The 15259-nt window shown below is 56.6% G+C and carries 13 protein-coding genes; 8 read left to right on the top strand and 5 right to left on the bottom strand.

Annotated features, from left to right (window positions below; genetic code table 11):
• The first annotated feature begins 153 nt into the window (after positions 1-153).
• Both amn and ACODSV_RS33870 read left to right on the top strand, forming a co-directional pair.
• Complete coding sequence (gene amn / locus ACODSV_RS33875; protein ID WP_024077553.1) at positions 154-1626, top strand: AMP nucleosidase; 1473 nt, start codon at positions 154-156, stop codon at positions 1624-1626.
• Positions 1627-1697: 71 nt separating this feature from the next.
• Positions 1698-2333: a pseudouridine synthase gene (locus ACODSV_RS33870; RefSeq protein WP_069077052.1), complete on the top strand. Its 636-nt coding sequence runs from the start codon at positions 1698-1700 to the stop codon at positions 2331-2333.
• On the opposite strand, the gene ACODSV_RS33865 is transcribed toward ACODSV_RS33870, so the two are convergent.
• Positions 2328-2537 carry a DUF2788 domain-containing protein gene (locus ACODSV_RS33865; protein WP_025858220.1) on the bottom strand — a complete coding sequence of 70 codons (210 nt, stop codon included), beginning with the start codon at positions 2535-2537 and terminating at the stop codon, positions 2328-2330. The two genes, ACODSV_RS33870 and ACODSV_RS33865, sit on opposite strands and share 6 nt — an antisense overlap.
• A gap of 222 nt (positions 2538-2759) precedes the next feature.
• Entirely contained in the window at positions 2760-3239 is a 480-nt protein-coding gene (locus tag ACODSV_RS33860; protein WP_003194418.1) for an Lrp/AsnC family transcriptional regulator, read from the bottom strand.
• A 430-nt stretch (positions 3240-3669) separates the two neighbouring features.
• Here ACODSV_RS33860 and ACODSV_RS33855 point away from each other — a divergent pair, with 430 nt between their 5' ends.
• On the top strand, positions 3670-4758 hold the full coding sequence (locus ACODSV_RS33855) for a DUF6515 family protein (RefSeq protein ID WP_102624473.1): 1089 nt from the start codon (positions 3670-3672) through the stop codon (positions 4756-4758).
• Here the strand turns inward: ACODSV_RS33855 and ACODSV_RS33850 are convergent.
• Entirely contained in the window at positions 4755-5648 is an 894-nt protein-coding gene (locus ACODSV_RS33850) for a cation diffusion facilitator family transporter (RefSeq protein ID WP_024077550.1), read from the bottom strand. The genes ACODSV_RS33855 and ACODSV_RS33850 overlap by 4 nt on opposite strands.
• 15 nt (positions 5649-5663) lie before the next feature.
• Positions 5664-6083, bottom strand: a complete 420-nt coding sequence (locus tag ACODSV_RS33845) for a hypothetical protein (RefSeq protein WP_024077549.1) — start codon at positions 6081-6083, stop codon at positions 5664-5666.
• Between the two features lie 183 nt (positions 6084-6266).
• On the opposite strand from ACODSV_RS33845, the gene hrpB reads away from it, so the two are divergent.
• The 5 genes from hrpB to ACODSV_RS33820 are packed head-to-tail and all read left to right on the top strand — an operon-like array spanning position 6267 to position 14694.
• Complete coding sequence (gene hrpB, locus ACODSV_RS33840; RefSeq protein WP_150054276.1) at positions 6267-8771, top strand: ATP-dependent helicase HrpB; 2505 nt, start codon at positions 6267-6269, stop codon at positions 8769-8771.
• Positions 8772-8826: 55 nt separating this feature from the next.
• Positions 8827-10293 (top strand): site-specific integrase, encoded by a 1467-nt coding sequence (locus tag ACODSV_RS33835; RefSeq protein WP_003132541.1) that lies wholly within the window; start codon positions 8827-8829, stop codon positions 10291-10293.
• Positions 10290-12218, top strand: coding sequence for a hypothetical protein (locus tag ACODSV_RS33830; protein WP_003132543.1), 1929 nt, complete (start codon positions 10290-10292; stop codon positions 12216-12218). The genes ACODSV_RS33835 and ACODSV_RS33830 overlap by 4 nt, the downstream gene beginning before the upstream one ends.
• Positions 12215-14263 carry a hypothetical protein gene (locus ACODSV_RS33825; RefSeq protein ID WP_003132545.1) on the top strand — a complete coding sequence of 683 codons (2049 nt, stop codon included), beginning with the start codon at positions 12215-12217 and terminating at the stop codon, positions 14261-14263. The genes ACODSV_RS33830 and ACODSV_RS33825 overlap by 4 nt, the downstream gene beginning before the upstream one ends.
• Positions 14264-14265: 2 nt before the next feature.
• Complete coding sequence (locus ACODSV_RS33820) at positions 14266-14694, top strand: hypothetical protein (RefSeq protein ID WP_010562495.1); 429 nt, start codon at positions 14266-14268, stop codon at positions 14692-14694.
• A 132-nt stretch (positions 14695-14826) separates the two neighbouring features.
• Here the strand turns inward: ACODSV_RS33820 and ACODSV_RS33815 are convergent, their stop codons facing one another.
• A complete protein-coding gene (locus ACODSV_RS33815; RefSeq protein ID WP_010562496.1) occupies positions 14827-15048 on the bottom strand; it encodes a helix-turn-helix domain-containing protein in 222 nt (73 codons plus the stop codon).
• Positions 15049-15259 lie beyond the last annotated feature (211 nt).

Genomic DNA, 15259 nt, shown 5'->3' with positions numbered 1-15259 from the left:
AGCGGGCTCGCCACAGGGGTTCCAGTTTGATGTGCGACAGCACTACGTCGAAGAGGTAGGGGGGCCTCCCACATTATTGAGTGCATTCCAACTCCACTGTTTCAGTGAGGCCGGGATACAGGCAAGATAAAGGCCTGCAAGTCAGCACACAGGATGCTTACCGTGACCGAAGCTTTTGTTGTCGTTCAAACCGCCGAAGAAGCCGTGGACCGGCTGGCGGCTCTGCATGAGCGTGCTACCGGCGCGCTCAACCAAGCCCTCAAGCAATACCTCAAGGACCGCGTCGAACCGGACGCCGAGCAACGTGCCCTGTTTCGCTACCCGGAACTGCGCTTGACCTACCACTGCCACGGCGAAGTCCCACAGACCACCCGGGCGTATGCCAAGGTCCAGTTGCCAGGGACCTACAGCGTAACCGTCACCCATCCCGCCGCCTTCCGTAAGTATTTGCTGGAGCAACTGGTGCCATTGATGCACGACTTTACCGTGACGGTCGAAGTCGGCGTCAGCCAACAGAACATCCCGTACCCATACGTGGTGGAGCAGGGCGACGAGCTGGCCGGCTCCGGCGTGACCGCCGCGACCCTGGCACGTGTGTTCCCCAGCACCGACCTGTCGGCCGCCACCGATGGTATCGCCGACGGCCTCTATGATTGGGAAAACACCGACCCGTTGCCCCTGGCCTTGTTCGACGCGGCCCGCGTGGACTTTTCCTTGCGCCGCCTGGTGCACTACACCGGCAGCGACTGGCGTCATGTGCAGCCGTGGATCCTGCTGACCAACTACCACCGCTACGTTGACCAGTTCATCCTGCATGGCCTGGAGCAATTGCGCAGCGACCCGCGCTTTATCCGCATGGTGCTGCCGGGCAACGTGATCATCGACAAGAGCATGGACCACGGCGAAGCGTCGGCAATTGCCGCAGGCGTGGTCTGGCACCGTTACCAGATGCCGGCCTATCACCTGCAGGCCAGCGACGGCCACGGCGTGACCTTGGTCAACATCGGCGTCGGCCCGTCCAACGCCAAGAACATCACCGACCACTTGGCCGTGCTGCGCCCGCATTGCTGGCTGATGATTGGCCACTGTGGCGGCCTGCGCCAATCCCAGACCATCGGCGACTACGTACTGGCCCACGCTTATATGCGTCGCGACGGGATTCTCGACCGCGTAGTGCCGCCAAACATTCCGATTCCAGCCCTGGCCGAAGTGCAGATGGCCTTGCAGCAGGCGGCGGCCAACGTCACCGGCGAAAAGGGCGAAGAGCTGAAAAAACGCCTGCGCACCGGCACCGTGCTGACCTACGACGACCGCAACTGGGAGCTGCGCTGGGCCCAGGAGCGCCCGCTGATCAACCTGTCCCGCGCCGTGGCCGTGGACATGGAGAGCGGCACCATCGCCGCCCAGGGCTACCGCTTGCGTGTGCCGTACGGCACCTTGCTGTGCGTGTCGGACAAACCCCTGCACAGCGAAATCAAGTTGCCGGGTTCGGCCAATGCGTTCTATGAGCGTGCGGTCAGCCAGCACTTGAAGATCGGCATCGAGGCGGTCGACCTGTTGCGCACCGAACTCAACTCGCTGCACTCGCGCAAACTGCGCAGCTTCGACGAGCCGCCGTTCCGCTAAGCGGTTGGGATGGTCATTTGGCGGTCAGGCCACTAGCATTGTCGGTCCTGACCGTTAGATGTTCCTTCGCCATGTCCCGTCCCAACCGTCCCGATTCGCGTCGCCCTGGCGTGAAACCTCCGTATTCTGCCGCGCGCCGTGTTGCCAAGGCGCCACCGGCCGAGCCGAAGTTGATCCTGTTCAATAAACCCTTTGATGTGCTGACCCAGTTCAGCGACGAAGGCGGGCGGGCGACGCTCAAGGATTTTATCGACATTCCCGGCATCTACCCGGCAGGCCGCCTTGATCGCGACAGCGAAGGCTTGTTGCTGCTGACCAACGATGGCCAGTTGCAGGCGCGAATTGCCGACCCCAAGCACAAGCTGGCGAAGACCTATTGGGTACAGGTGGAAGGCGAACCGACTGAAGAGCTGCTGCAACGTCTGCGTGAGGGTGTCGAACTGAACGACGGCAAGACCTTGCCGGCCCAAGCGCGGCAACTGGACGAGCCCGAGCTGTGGCCGCGTAACCCGCCGGTCCGCTTTCGCAAGAGCGTGCCGACTTACTGGCTGGAGCTGGTCATTCGTGAGGGGCGAAACCGCCAGGTGCGGCGCATGACCGCGGCGGTGGGGCTGCCCACCTTACGCCTGGTGCGTGTGCGCATTGGCGAGTGGTCGATCGATGGCCTGGACCAGGGCCAATGGAAGGAAGTGCCGGCGCGCTTATAAGGCGCCGGACTCGATCAGGCCGATCACCACGCTCTTGATGATGAACGCGGCCACGCCCAGGCCGAGCACGAAAAACAGGATGAACGAGCCAAAGCGCCCAGCCTTGGACTTCTTCGCCAGGTCCCAGACGATAAAGCCCATGAAAATAATCAGGAGGGTGACCAGGCCGGTCATCATCCATTCTTCAAAGAGGGCGGGGTCGATGTTGTTCATGGATTCTTCCGACGGGGGCAGGCGGCAAGTATACGGCAGTGCCACAGGCGCAACATTGACCTGCGTCGGTGCGTCGCAGGCAGACTGCACGGGTGAAACACAGACCACATGTGGGAGGGGGCTTGCCCCGATAGCGGTGGGACAGTCAGTTAGTCTGTGGCTGACACACCGCTATCGGGGCAAGCCCCCTCCCACAGTTGACCTTCATTGATCTTAAGTACGCAGGTGGGTCAGCGGCAATTCGGTGCTGTTGAGCACCTGGTTGAGCACAAAGCTCGACCGCACGCTGGTCACGCCTTCGATACGGGTGAGGTGGCCCAGCAGCAGTTTCTGATAGTGGTCCATGTCCGGCACCACCACTTTCAACTGATAGTCCGCATCCATCCCGGTGACCAGGCTGCATTCCAATACCTGTGGCAGGGTGCGGATCGCCGCTTCGAAGTTCTCGAAACGCTCAGGGGTGTGGCGATCCATGCCGATCAGCACATACGCCGTGAGGCTCAGGCCCAGCATCTTGCGGTCGAGCAAGGCGACCTGGCGGGCGATGTAGCCGTCATCTTCCAATTGCTTGACCCGGCGTGAGCAGGGCGAAGGCGACAGGCCGATACGCTCGGCCAACTCCTGGTTGGAGATCCTCGCGTCGCGCTGCAATTCCGCCAAAATACTCAGGTCGTATCGGTCAAGCTTGCTCATTGGGTTAGCCTTTGTCGTAACTATTGCGGTGAATTATCCATGAAGGGTTAAAAATTGCGCAAGCACTGTTTATTGACGCAATCTTCGCAATCATCTGTCGGGGCGGCGCGCCTATGATTACCAACAGAATCACCGCCTGGACAACAGTCCACTGCAGCGAGCCCAATCAGGCCCGTTGCGGCCGCCACCCCAGCAGGGTTGAGCCGGCCTCCAGGCTGCACACTGTCCACAAGACGGCGTGAGGTGAGCCAACGTCATAAGCGTTGAGCCAGGACGAAATTCTCAAGGGGTGGCCGACGGGTCGCCCCTTTTTCTTTGTCTGCGAAAATTGTTCTCGTGACTGATAACCTGTCTCAGAACCGGGCGAGGCTTTTCCAGTCTTATCTATGAGGCCGCATGTTCCAGGCCCTTATCCGCAGTGAGGAATAGCATGAAGCGCATCTGGCGTATGGCAGGTGTAGGTTTGCTGATGGTGACCGTCGGCACGCAAGTGATGGCAGAAGACCCGCGTCCCGAAGGGGGCGGCCAGCATGAAAGAGGGCCTGAGGGCGGACGGCAAGGTAATGAACAGCCGCGCCCGCAAAATAACCAACCGCGCCCGCAGAACAATCAACCACGGCCGGAAAACAACCAGCCTCGGCCAGAAAACAATCAACCCCGTCCACAGAACCAGCATTTTGATCGCGCCGAGCAACAGCAGCACGGTGGTGGGCAGTGGCAAGGTCGCCCACAAGGGGCTGAACAGCCTCGGCCAGCACCGCAGCCGCAGCCGGCGAATAACCTGCCGATCCAGGGCCGTCCGGACACCGTCCGCCAGACCCAGGAACCGCGCCAAGGCTATTATCAGGACATCCCACGCCGCAACGATGGCAATCCGCACTGGCAGGCCGGCAATGGTCCCGGCCCACGTCCGGGCGGTGGCTTCAATAATGGCCATCCCAATGACATCCGCTGGCCGGGCCGCCCCGATGGGCACGGCAATGGTTGGGGCCCGGGCCCACAGTACCGCCCCGGCTACACCGTTGACCGTTTCCCCGACCGCAACTACCGCGTGCCTTACCGTGGCCAGGACTACTTCTTTTCGGGTGGCTACTGGTACCGCCCGCAAGGCCCACGCTACGTCGTGGTGACGCCGCCGTACGGCATCCGCGTGCATTACCTGCCGGATTACGCACGGGAAGTGTGGGTGGGCGGCGCGCTGTTCTTCCTCGCTGCCGGTGCCTACTACACCTACGAAACCAGCACCCAGCAGTACGTGGTGGTGGAACCGCCGACCGCCGTGCCCACGCCTCCACCGGCACCGCAGGGTAATGGCTATGACGTGGTGGCTTACCCGGCGAACGGGCAGTCGCCAGCCCAAGTGCAACAGGACGGCTACGACTGTTATCGCTGGGCGGTGCAACAAAGCGGTTTCGACCCGCAAGCCGTTACGTACGCCCCCGACCCGGCGGTGGTGCAGACCTACCGCCAGGCCCAGGGCAACTGCCTGAGCAGTCGCGGCTACCAGGTGCAGTACTAGGCCTTGGCGCCGGTCACCACTTCCAGCGGGTCGGCGTGCACCAGCACTTCGGCGCGCGGGTAGGCCTGGTGAATGGCATCGGCGGCCTGGTCGCTGATGCCATGGGCCACGGTCAGGGTCAACTCCCCCGGTAACTCCAGGTGCAATTGCACAAACCAGTGGTTGCCAGAGATACGTGTGCGCAGGTCGTGGGCGCCCAGCACACCGGGCACGCCACGGGCCAGTTCCAGCATGTGCTGGCTGACATCTGGCGGCAGCTCTTCATCCATCAGCACCGCAAAGCTTTCCCGAGCGATCTGGATCGCGCTCCACAGAATGTAGGCCGCAATGCCCAGGCCGAACCAGGCGTCGACCTGATGAAAGCCGAAGCCGGCCAACACCAACGCAATCAAGATGCTGCCATTGAGCAGCAGGTCCGAGCGGTAGTGCAGCGAGTCGGCACGCACGGCACTGGACCCGGTCTCCCGCACCACGCGGTGTTGCAGGATCAGCAGGGCCACGGTCAGCGCCAGGGACAAAATAATCACCCCGATGCTCAGCCACGGCGCGCCCACCGGTTCGGGATGCTTGATCCGTTCAAATGCCTGCAACGCAATCAGCACCGCACTGCCGGCGATAAACAACGCTTGCGCCATGCCCGCCAGGGACTCCGCCTTGCCGTGGCCGTAACGGTGATCGTCATCGGCCGGGCGCAGGGCGTAGTGCACCGCCAGCAAATTGAGCAGCGAGGTCACCCCATCGAGCAACGAGTCGGTCAAGCCGGCGAGCATGCTCACCGAGCCGCTGAGCCACCAGGCAATAGCCTTGGTGATAATCAGCACACTGGCCACGCCGACGGAGGCGCGGGTGGCCAGGCGCAACAGCCGGGCGTGTTCGGGATTGCTGGTCATAGGTGGGTCAAATCCTTAGGCGGACGGTTGCAGGCCGAGGGCGGCCAACTGTTGTACGCTGCCCTTGAACTGGATCATGCGCGGGTCGTCCAGCGGCAGGGTGCGGCCGGTTTCTTTCTGGATGATGGTTTGCAACTTGGCGTTGTCGACCTTGCCGTCCGCGCCGATGGCTTCGCGCAGTTTTTCCGGGGCAACCTGGGCGGTCTTGCCCGGTTCGAAGTAGATCGCGCCGGTGGCAAAGTCGACGCCGAAGGCGATCAGGCCAGGGATGACGTAGAACAGCAGGCCCACGGCATCGAGTACGGCGATGGTCGGGTCGATCTTGCCGTCGATCTGGCCACGGCGGTCGGGGTAGAAAATCGAGCCGCAGGCCGTCAGTTGGCTCAGCAGGGTGACGGCGAGGACACCGCCGATAACACGGGAAGCGATACGCATGGAAAATCTCCTGTCAGTCACTGTAGGCGCGAGCGTGCTCGCGAAAGACGTTAACGATAACGCGTACTGCGTGAATGTGTGTGGTGCGCTGTGGTTTTTCGCGAGCAAGCTCGCGCCTATAGGAGACCACCACCGGCACCCGGCAGTTCGCCGTTATACTCGCCGCTCTGCTTTGGAGCCAGTATGAATTCGTTGCCGATCGATGATGTTTTACCCGCCCTGCGTGACGCCTTGGCGAATCGCCATGAAGCCGTGCTGGAAGCGCCCCCCGGCGCCGGTAAAACCACCCGCGTGCCCTTGGCCTTATTGAATGAGCCGTGGCTTGCCGGGCAAACCATCCTGATGCTCGAACCTCGGCGCCTCGCGGCCCGTGCCGCGGCCGAACGCCTGGCGAGCGAACTGGGGGAAAAAGTCGGCGAAACGGTCGGCTACCGCATCCGTCTCGACAGTAAGGTCGGCCCCAACACCCGCATTGAAGTCGTCACCGAAGGCATCCTCACCCGCCGCCTGCAGGACGACCCGGCGCTGGACGGCGTGGGTTTGCTGATCTTCGATGAATTCCACGAGCGCAGCCTCGACGCCGACCTGGCGCTGGCCTTGAGCCTGAACGGCCGCGATCTGTTTCGCGACGAGCAGCCGCTGAAAATCCTGCTGATGTCCGCGACCCTCGAAGGCGAGCGCCTGGCCGACTTGTTGGACAACGCCCCCATCCTGCGCAGCGAAGGGCGCATGTTCCCGGTGCAGATGCGCTGGGGGCGGCCGTACCAGGCCGGTGAGTTTATCGAGCCGCGTGTGGTGCAAACCATCCTCGACGCCCTGCATGACGAAACCGGCAGCGTGCTGGTGTTTCTGCCGGGGCAGGCGGAGATTCGCCGGGTCAACCAGCAACTGGCCGACGCCCTGGGGGAGCGCAGTGACGTGCTGCTGTGCCCGCTGCATGGCGAACTCGATCTCAACGCCCAACGCGCGGCCATCGACCCGGCGCCCACGGGCAAGCGCAAAGTGGTGCTGGCCACTAACATCGCCGAGACCAGCCTGACCATCAATGGCGTGCGCGTGGTGATCGACGCCGGGTTGGCGCGGGTCCCACGCTTTGACCCCGGCAGCGGCATGACCCGTCTCGATACCCAGCGCATTTCCCGCGCCAGCGCGACCCAGCGCGCGGGCCGGGCCGGGCGCCTGGAACCGGGCGTGTGCTATCGCTTATGGTCCGAAGACCAGCACGACGGCCTGGCCGCCTATGGCAGTGCGGAAATCCTCGCGGCCGACCTCGCTGGCCTGGCTCTGCAACTGGCGCGCTGGGGCGTCACGCCCACGCAGTTGGTATGGCTGGATGTGCCGCCGACCGCGGCTTATGCCCAGGCCCAGGACCTGCTGCAACGCCTGGGCGCCTTGAATGACGAAAAACTGAGCGCCCATGGCCAGAAAATGGCCGAGTTGCCCGCCCACCCACGGATCGCCCATCTGCTGTTGCGCGGTCAGGATTTGGGGCTGGCGGCCACTGCGTGTGACGTCGCCGCGCTGTTAGGCGAGCGCGATATCCTGCGCGGTGGCGGCGCCGATTTGCACAGTCGCCTGGCGTTAATGTCTGGCGAAGAACGTGCGCGGGGAACCCAAGGCGGGGTGCAGCGCGCCAAGCAACTGGCTCGGCAATACCGCGGCTATTTACGTGGCCAGGCGACCCAACCGGTGGCCGATCCCGACCACCCGCGTTGGCTCGGTGCCTTGCTGGCGTTGGCCTACCCCGACCGCGTCGCCCAACAACGTCGCCCCGGTGGCGCTGAATACCGCCTGGCCAACGGCCGTGCGGCCTTGTTCGCCGAGGCTGACAGCCTGATGAAACAACCCTGGCTGGTGATCGCTGACCTGGGCAGCCGTCAGGGCCAGCGCGAAGAGCGCATCTACCTGGCGGCCGACTTTGATCCGGCGCTGTTCGAGACAGTGCTCGCCGAGCAAGTGCGCAACGTTGACCAACTGGACTGGGATGAGCGCGAGGGCGTGTTGCGCGCCGAACGCCAGCGCAAAGTCGGCGAGCTGGTGCTCAGCCGCGAACCCCTGACGGGCCTGGATGAAGCCGCGCGCAACCAGGCGCTGGTCAACCTGGTGCGCCGCAAGGGCCTGGAGCTGTTGCCCTGGACCCCGGAATTGCGTCAATGGCAGGCCCGCGTCCTGTTGCTGCGCCAGCTCGACGCCGGCAAAACCAGCGAATGGCCCGATGTCAGCGACAGCGCCCTGCTGGCCAGCCTGGAGCACTGGCTCATGCCCTACCTGGGCAAAGTCTCGCGCCTGAGCCATTTCGCCAACCTGGATATCTCCAGCTACCTGCACAACCTGTTGCCTTGGCCGCTACCCCAACGCCTGGACGAACTGGCGCCGCAGCATGTGAAAGTGCCGTCGGGCTCATCGGTGCGTTTGGACTACAGCGAACAGCCGCCGATCCTGGCGGTGCGTTTGCAGGAACTGTTCGGGCTGGCGGACACGCCGCGCATCGCCGGTGGCCGGCAGGCGGTGAAGTTGCACCTATTGTCCCCAGCGCGCAGGCCGGTGCAGGTGACCCAGGATCTGGCGAACTTCTGGCGCAGTACCTACGCCGACGTGAAGAAGGATCTGAAGGGGCGCTATCCCAAGCTATTCCATAAGTTAGACCCTTGGGTTGAATCGCTTAACAACAAAAAGATTGACAGGTAGCGATTGTAAACTGACGCATAACATATAGGATTGACTGATTCATCAGGGGGGGCGAATGTCCTACACCAATCCGCGTCACGAAGGTCGTCTGATTCTCATCCCGAATTTGCAGGATGCCTTCGCTATCCTGCATGTCAGTGAAGCGCCTCGCGGCTCTATTGAGTCAGCGCTTGAGGGGGCTGAATCCAATCTGCTTTATAAATGCGATGAAGTCGGTTCAGGGAATGACCGTGCCCTGTTCAATTTCCCATTTTTGTTTAGTGCTAATGGCAACCCTTGGCACGAAGCGAACGACTACTTGCTGAGTCTCATGCGTGATAGGGCTCCTGCAAGTCGACGCACTGATGATGTTAGGCGTCGTGCCAGTAAACTGTTGGATTACCTCCTATTCTGTGAGGATAACAATCTGGATTGGCTCGACTTTTCCGGTGCCCGTCCTTCGCTTCGCCCGACTTACAAGTACTTCTATCACCTGATTAAAGAAGGCCGTCGCAGTAATCAGGTCATCAATCAATATACCGCTGCGGTCTATCACTTTTATAAGTACGTTTCCGAGCATTGGCATTACCTCGATCTAAAGCGTGTTGATACGATCAAGCAAGTGCGGCTTATCGTGCAGAGCCCAAAAGGCGCGAAAATCATCGATGCTGAAAAGCGCAGCCAAACGCGGCGTACGCCGCCTAGTAGCTCCGTTCCTTTGGGATTCGTGCGTGAAGATGGCGAGGATCTTCGACCTCTCTCCAATCTTGAGTTAGGCGCGCTTTTGGAGGCCATTAATGAAAAGAAATGGTCAACGATTGAGCGGTTGATTCTTCTCACGTCTCTGATGACTGGAGCTCGTAAGCAAAGTGTTTTGACCATACGCTTGAAGCATTTGAAAGGATTTACAGAAGACAAACTAGTGCCGGAATGTGCCTATAAATTGCATGCCGGCCCGCGCACAGGCATTGATACGAAATTTGACAAAACTCAAGTTCTGTATGTTCCAAAGCAACTTGCTGAAGAATTGGTCACGCTTGCACGTAGTCCGATGATGAGGAGACGGCGGGAAAAATTTCGTGCTCAATTAGAAGTCAGTCATCCCGGTCTGTTGATAGAAGAGGACGATATGTATTTGTTTCTCTCCGATCAAGGCAATTGTTATTACATGGCTTCAAATGATCCGCGTTACGCAATTGTTAGGTCGCCACAGACAGGGCAGGTGACGGAAACAATAAAGCGAAAATTGCAGAGTACAGCTTCTAGCCAATTTCCAAAAGATTTTACATATCACTGGCTGCGAGCGACTTTTGCCTATCAACTCTACCAGCGCCTGCAACCGTTGGTTCAAGAAGGCGTTTTGAAATTAGGGGAGGATATTGATTTTATTCAAAAACGTATGCATCACGAGTCTAGGGAAACAACTGAAAACTATCTAAAGTTATTCAATATGACTCACGAAAAAGTCATCGCCCAAGAGGTGTGGGAGAAGAAATTGTTTAACGGTAACTACGAAGTCATGAAATTGACGGTCCAAGAATGAGTAGTCGGCAGCTGTTAGAGCATCGCGAAAATACAAAAATTATTACGCTAAATGAGTTGGTTCAGGAGTTTTCCGAACCTGAGCGTTTGCGATTGCAGCTGACCGTTAAGGTTAAAAAGAAGCCGTTAGATATTGGTAGTTTTGCATATCTCATTCGTGGTAAGAATAAAAGTGTTCATGATGATCGCGGGACGCCATTGGTGATTGAGTCGTTCGTTGAAAGTCGTCGTGAGCTGATTGTGAGAGTTTTGGAGTCTTTTGTCGGTCTGCGTGATAAGTCAGTCTTGGCAAATTTCTTCCATACCGAATATTTTATTGATTGGTTGAACGCTGAGGGTTACCGAGAAATATTTTCCAGTAGCGTGGATGCTCAAAAGGCATATCGAGATTATACAGCGCATCTAAATCAAAAAATATCCGATAAAAAGCTGAAGCCCCGGACCGCGTCAAGCTACCAAACTAGAGCATCCAGCCTGATCAAATTACTTTATCCAGATAATAGTGTCCATATTCTTGCTGGTGCAGTAAGGATTGTTCCAGATAGAGGTTCTGCAACAGCAGGCGCTGCTCATGTCGAGTTGTATAGAGATGTTTGCTTTGCCATTGCCCAGCAGTGCAGTGATTTTATCTTGAATAAAAAACCTTACCCGCTCGTGGTTGGAGTTAGAGATTATGAAGTTGTTATATTTCCGTCCAACCGAGGCGCGAGCAGCCCATTTAAGGATGCTGCTCCTTCATATAACTCAGCTGAGCGGCGAATTGCTACGGCCGAAGAATACTTCGCGGCCTTCGAGAGGCTTGGCCGAAAAAAGCCGAGAAATTATAATGTCGCGCGCGAACTAAGAAGCTCCCAGGCATCTTTGGATGCGGCTAATGAAGATGGGCGCAACTGGCATCGTCTTAATCTAGCGAGTCTTGCGGCGAAAGCCTATGCTATCCTTTTTTTTATGATTACAGGTGCCACTCCGGCTGAATTTGAGCAGTTTAGTTACGAAGACGCACTCAAAGTTGAAAAGTCCCCTCTCAAGAAAGAGTTGTCGGCTGTGAAATTTCGGGCTGGCGGAAAGTCAACGCTTTACAACATTGGGCGGGGCTCGGGTTTGTCGCTGCTGAAAGAGTATTTAAAGCTGCGTGCGTGGATTTTGGATGGTGCGAGACATGAGCGACTATTCTTTGCAATGCCTACGTCTGGTCAGCTTAGAACTTGCAAAAGCTTTGGTGATCTTAACGTGACAAGCTCCTTAGAAAAATTTTATGAGTTTATTAGCGGGGTCTTTCTTGATCCGACTGTACCAAGACTTTCAACTCGTAAAATACGCAAGCACAAAAGCACTGAAATGCACTCTGCACGTTTGTCGCCGTCCACGGTAGCGGCATCCCTCAATCACACCGAAGCGGTGAATCTTTCTACCTATGCAGAGGCAACACCTGAACAGCAGCAATCCGAGTTCAGCCTGTTTTGGGATGCAATACGCCACGCTGCTCATGTTGTGCGTGAGCGAAGCCGCAAGGCTGTAGCAAGTAGTGTCGCAATAGCGGCGGGTCACTGCGAGGATTTCAATAAGCCGACGTCTGCCACTGATGTGGGATTGATTATAGAGCCGAACTGCCGCACCCAATATGGTTGTTTGTACTGCGAAAACTATTTATGTCACGGCGATGAGGAGGATCTGCATAAAATTCTGAGTTTGCAATACGTGGTCAATGCCGTGCGTAAATCGGCCCCCGATGCAGCGCATACTGAGGCACTTTTCAAAGAGTTATCTATCCGGATCGAGTTTATAGTCGATGCTCTTAGTGAGCGCTCTAGCTCGGTGAAACAGACAGTCGAAAAGGTTAAAGCTAAGGTGTTTGAATACGGCGAGTTAACTAAGTTTTGGGAAGTCCGGTTGGGTCGCTATGAAAAAATGGGGATCGTATTTTGAGTGCTGCTGTTCAGTCGATAGGTAGTCTTTTTTCTAGCGGCCAGTTTCCAGTCACCAGCCAGCCAGATAGTGCGGCTCAGCTGTATGGGAAGCCCGCGTCGGATTTTGTTATCTGTCGCACTGAGTATGGCAATGCAACGGCAGTGTACGGCGAGTCTGTATGGGACTTTAACCCGTACAGGCTGAGTGCAAAAAAAATTGGCCGAATACGCTTCGATATGGTGTTCGGTGATTATGGTCATGATCAGCAAGCGCTGATCGAAGAAGCCAAATATCTTCTGTATTGTCTTATTTATTTCGCTGGCGGTGGGCGGATTGGTAAGCTGAGTGCATCTACGATTATTTCATATTGGGTTGTGCTGCGCATCGCTATGAAGTTCTGCTATGCGCAGAAAAAGAAGTCAATGGTTGGTGTGCTGTCCTTGCAGCAGCTTTTTACCGTGCCTGTTTATCTAGCGGCTTTTGTTAGTGAAAGTAATTTTGACAAGACGGTTCTTAGTGGGATATTGCACGGATTGATTAGTGTGGGCGAGGAACGCCTAGGGTATGTTGTGCTGAATCCAAGAGTTTTTGATTTGAGAAGACCTGATTCTAAACAGCATCCGGTAATTCCGACACGCCTTTATTTGAATTTAATAAATATTTGTGGCGACCTGCTCGATCATCTTTACTTGGGTGTTGGGAATATTGATTCATTTATATCGTGCTTTGCTGATGAGTATTTCGGTCTTACTCCGCACCGTCAAAAATCTTTGGGGGTTGGTGGTAAGTCGCGCTATCGCCCCGGTATTCAGCAAGCAATAGAGGAATATGGTCTGGCTGCGGTTTTTGTCGGTGAGTTTGCCTGTTCCGAAAAGAGAAAGCTGCAGCGAGTCCTTCTCAAGATGCAGTATGTGGTGAGAATGGTGATACACCTATATACCGGCATGCGTGATCAAGAGGTGATGCGTATGTCTTATAACTGCTTATCTGATCAAGTCGTGAGATGTTCAGTGGTTGATGATCAAGGTTTTATGCGCGATCAACCGCAATCAGTACACATATTATCGACTACCACGAAGTTTAGCGGTTACAAGAAAGAAAGCGCATGGTTCGCGGCAGGCGAAGTCGTCAAGGCGGTCGAGGTTGGCCAGGCGATTTGTCGTGGTTTAGCCCGGCTCTATAGGATTGAACTGGATGATCGTTGTCCGCTATTCATCAATCCGTCCGTCCTGTGTAAAACGAAGAATTGTGCAGAAGTTGGTGTAACAGACTTTACATTGAGAGCAACGATGGGCAGTGCTTTGAAATCCTTATCGATTCAATCAGAGGATTTACAAGAGTTGGCTCAGAGCGACCCTTCTCGTGACTTTTACAATGAGCCAGATTTTGCAGTAGGCCAGCCCTGGCCGCTGACTAGCCATCAATTCCGACGTTCGTTGGCCTTCTATGGAAGCAGTAGCGGCTTTCTCTCGCTACCGACTCTGCGAGCGCAGTTCAAGCATATGACCATTCAGATGGCGCGCTATTATGCGAATGGCTTTGATAACTTGCGCACCATTTTTGGCTACTATGACGAGAAGAAAATAGACTTCGTGCTACCATATAACCACTTTGCTTTCGAGTTCCAGATGGCCATGCCGATGTCGGTGGCCAATCAGTTGATTGCAGATCTGCTGTTCAAAGAAGAACCGCTGTTTGGTGGCACCGGTTCATACATGCAGAGGCAGAAAGAACGTGTTGAAGCTGGCGAGATAAAGATTGAAGATATTCGTGCCGATACAGAGCTTCGGGTGAAGAACGGTGCAATTAGCTATCGGCCAACGCTACTCGGTGGTTGCACCAAGGTGGGCCGCTGCGATTCCTTCATGCTCGGTGACTATACTGAATGTTTGTCCTGCGAGGGTGCGATTATCAAGCCCTCCAGGTTAAGTGCGGCCATTGAGGATGCGAAAAACGAGTTGTCAAACTACGCAGAAGACTCAGGCGAATATCAAATTGTGAAGGGCGATATTGAGCGCCTAATGGTTTTCAAGACTCGCCTGATCGACACTGTGGAGCTTTAGTCATGAAGTCTGGTGAAGGAATAAGCAAGGGGGTTGGTGCCTGTCAGGAAGCTTTGCAGCGCCTTCTCGATGGGAAGCCTTTTATGCCCGAGCATGTAGGGCTAGACCTATCCAAACTTACCGCGAGCATCGTCAGTCATGAGGCTGGATTTGACCGTGGTTATCTGAAAAAGTCTCGCAAAACACATTTGCCATTACTCGCAAAGATCGAGGCTTGTCGTGCTGAGGCTGACAAGGGCTGCGGCTCATCAAGTGGTAAAAGCATTAAACGTTTAGCAGATAAAGTTTTGTTTTTAGAAAAAGAGCTGGCGATGGTCAGTTCGCAGCGTGATCGAGCGCTTACACAGAACCTCCAGCTATGGGCGCGCGTGAGAGAACTGGAACTAGCTGAGCGTCAGAACAAGTCACGCCGGGTTCGGCTACATCATTGATAGATTTACGCCTCCTCGACAGCATCACAAGCGTCGGGGAATGTTCTAGCTAGTAGTCTGGATAATGAGGTTAGGGCCGACAGCATTAATGCAATTTCAAGCCTTCTTGAGCGCCAGCGTCGATCAGGTGGGCTAAAGCTCTGACGCCTGAGGCAGTAGGCCGCATGGATCGCATGCAAGCACGCTTGCGATGCGATACAGCTTCTCGACGGTGATGTTGACCTCGCCACGTTCGATCCGCCCTACGTAGCTGCGGTCGATATTGCACGCCAGCGCCAGTGCATCCTGGGAAATCCGGCAGGCCTTCCTCTGCACTCGGATGCGTTCCCCTAACGCTTTCGCCAACTTATCCATGACCGTCTCAATTCAACTTGAGGCGGCACTATCGTGCGTTTGCGGACGCACAGGCCACGGATTATAATCCGCATTTCTTTCGCGCTAACTCTTCTGGTGCCTCAATGAAATCGGCCTCGTTTATCTTCGACAGGCGTCTGTATGAGCTGCTTCAGGGTAAGCGCTCCATAAACCCCACCTCCCGCTGGTGGGGTTTTGCGTTTTAAAGTGG

Source organism: Pseudomonas sp. FG86 (assembly GCF_057808775.1).
The sequence above is the reverse complement of the archived record's forward strand: the minus strand, read 5'-3'. Positions and strand labels throughout refer to the sequence as shown.

Excerpts from the sequence above, each read along its gene's own strand:
- ACODSV_RS33855 (WP_102624473.1), top strand. The coding sequence starts at position 3,670 with ATGAAGCGCATCTGGCGTATGGCAGGTGTAGGTTTGCTGATGGTGACC.
- ACODSV_RS33860 (WP_003194418.1), bottom strand. The coding sequence starts at position 3,239 with ATGAGCAAGCTTGACCGATACGACCTGAGTATTTTGGCGGAATTGCAG.
- ACODSV_RS33835 (WP_003132541.1), top strand. The coding sequence starts at position 8,827 with ATGTCCTACACCAATCCGCGTCACGAAGGTCGTCTGATTCTCATCCCG.
- ACODSV_RS33870 (WP_069077052.1), top strand. The coding sequence starts at position 1,698 with ATGTCCCGTCCCAACCGTCCCGATTCGCGTCGCCCTGGCGTGAAACCT.
- ACODSV_RS33850 (WP_024077550.1), bottom strand. The coding sequence starts at position 5,648 with ATGACCAGCAATCCCGAACACGCCCGGCTGTTGCGCCTGGCCACCCGC.
- amn (WP_024077553.1), top strand. The coding sequence starts at position 154 with ATGCTTACCGTGACCGAAGCTTTTGTTGTCGTTCAAACCGCCGAAGAA.
- ACODSV_RS33820 (WP_010562495.1), top strand. The coding sequence starts at position 14,266 with ATGAAGTCTGGTGAAGGAATAAGCAAGGGGGTTGGTGCCTGTCAGGAA.
- ACODSV_RS33845 (WP_024077549.1), bottom strand. The coding sequence starts at position 6,083 with ATGCGTATCGCTTCCCGTGTTATCGGCGGTGTCCTCGCCGTCACCCTG.
- ACODSV_RS33815 (WP_010562496.1), bottom strand. The coding sequence starts at position 15,048 with ATGGATAAGTTGGCGAAAGCGTTAGGGGAACGCATCCGAGTGCAGAGG.
- ACODSV_RS33830 (WP_003132543.1), top strand. The coding sequence starts at position 10,290 with ATGAGTAGTCGGCAGCTGTTAGAGCATCGCGAAAATACAAAAATTATT.
- hrpB (WP_150054276.1), top strand. The coding sequence starts at position 6,267 with ATGAATTCGTTGCCGATCGATGATGTTTTACCCGCCCTGCGTGACGCC.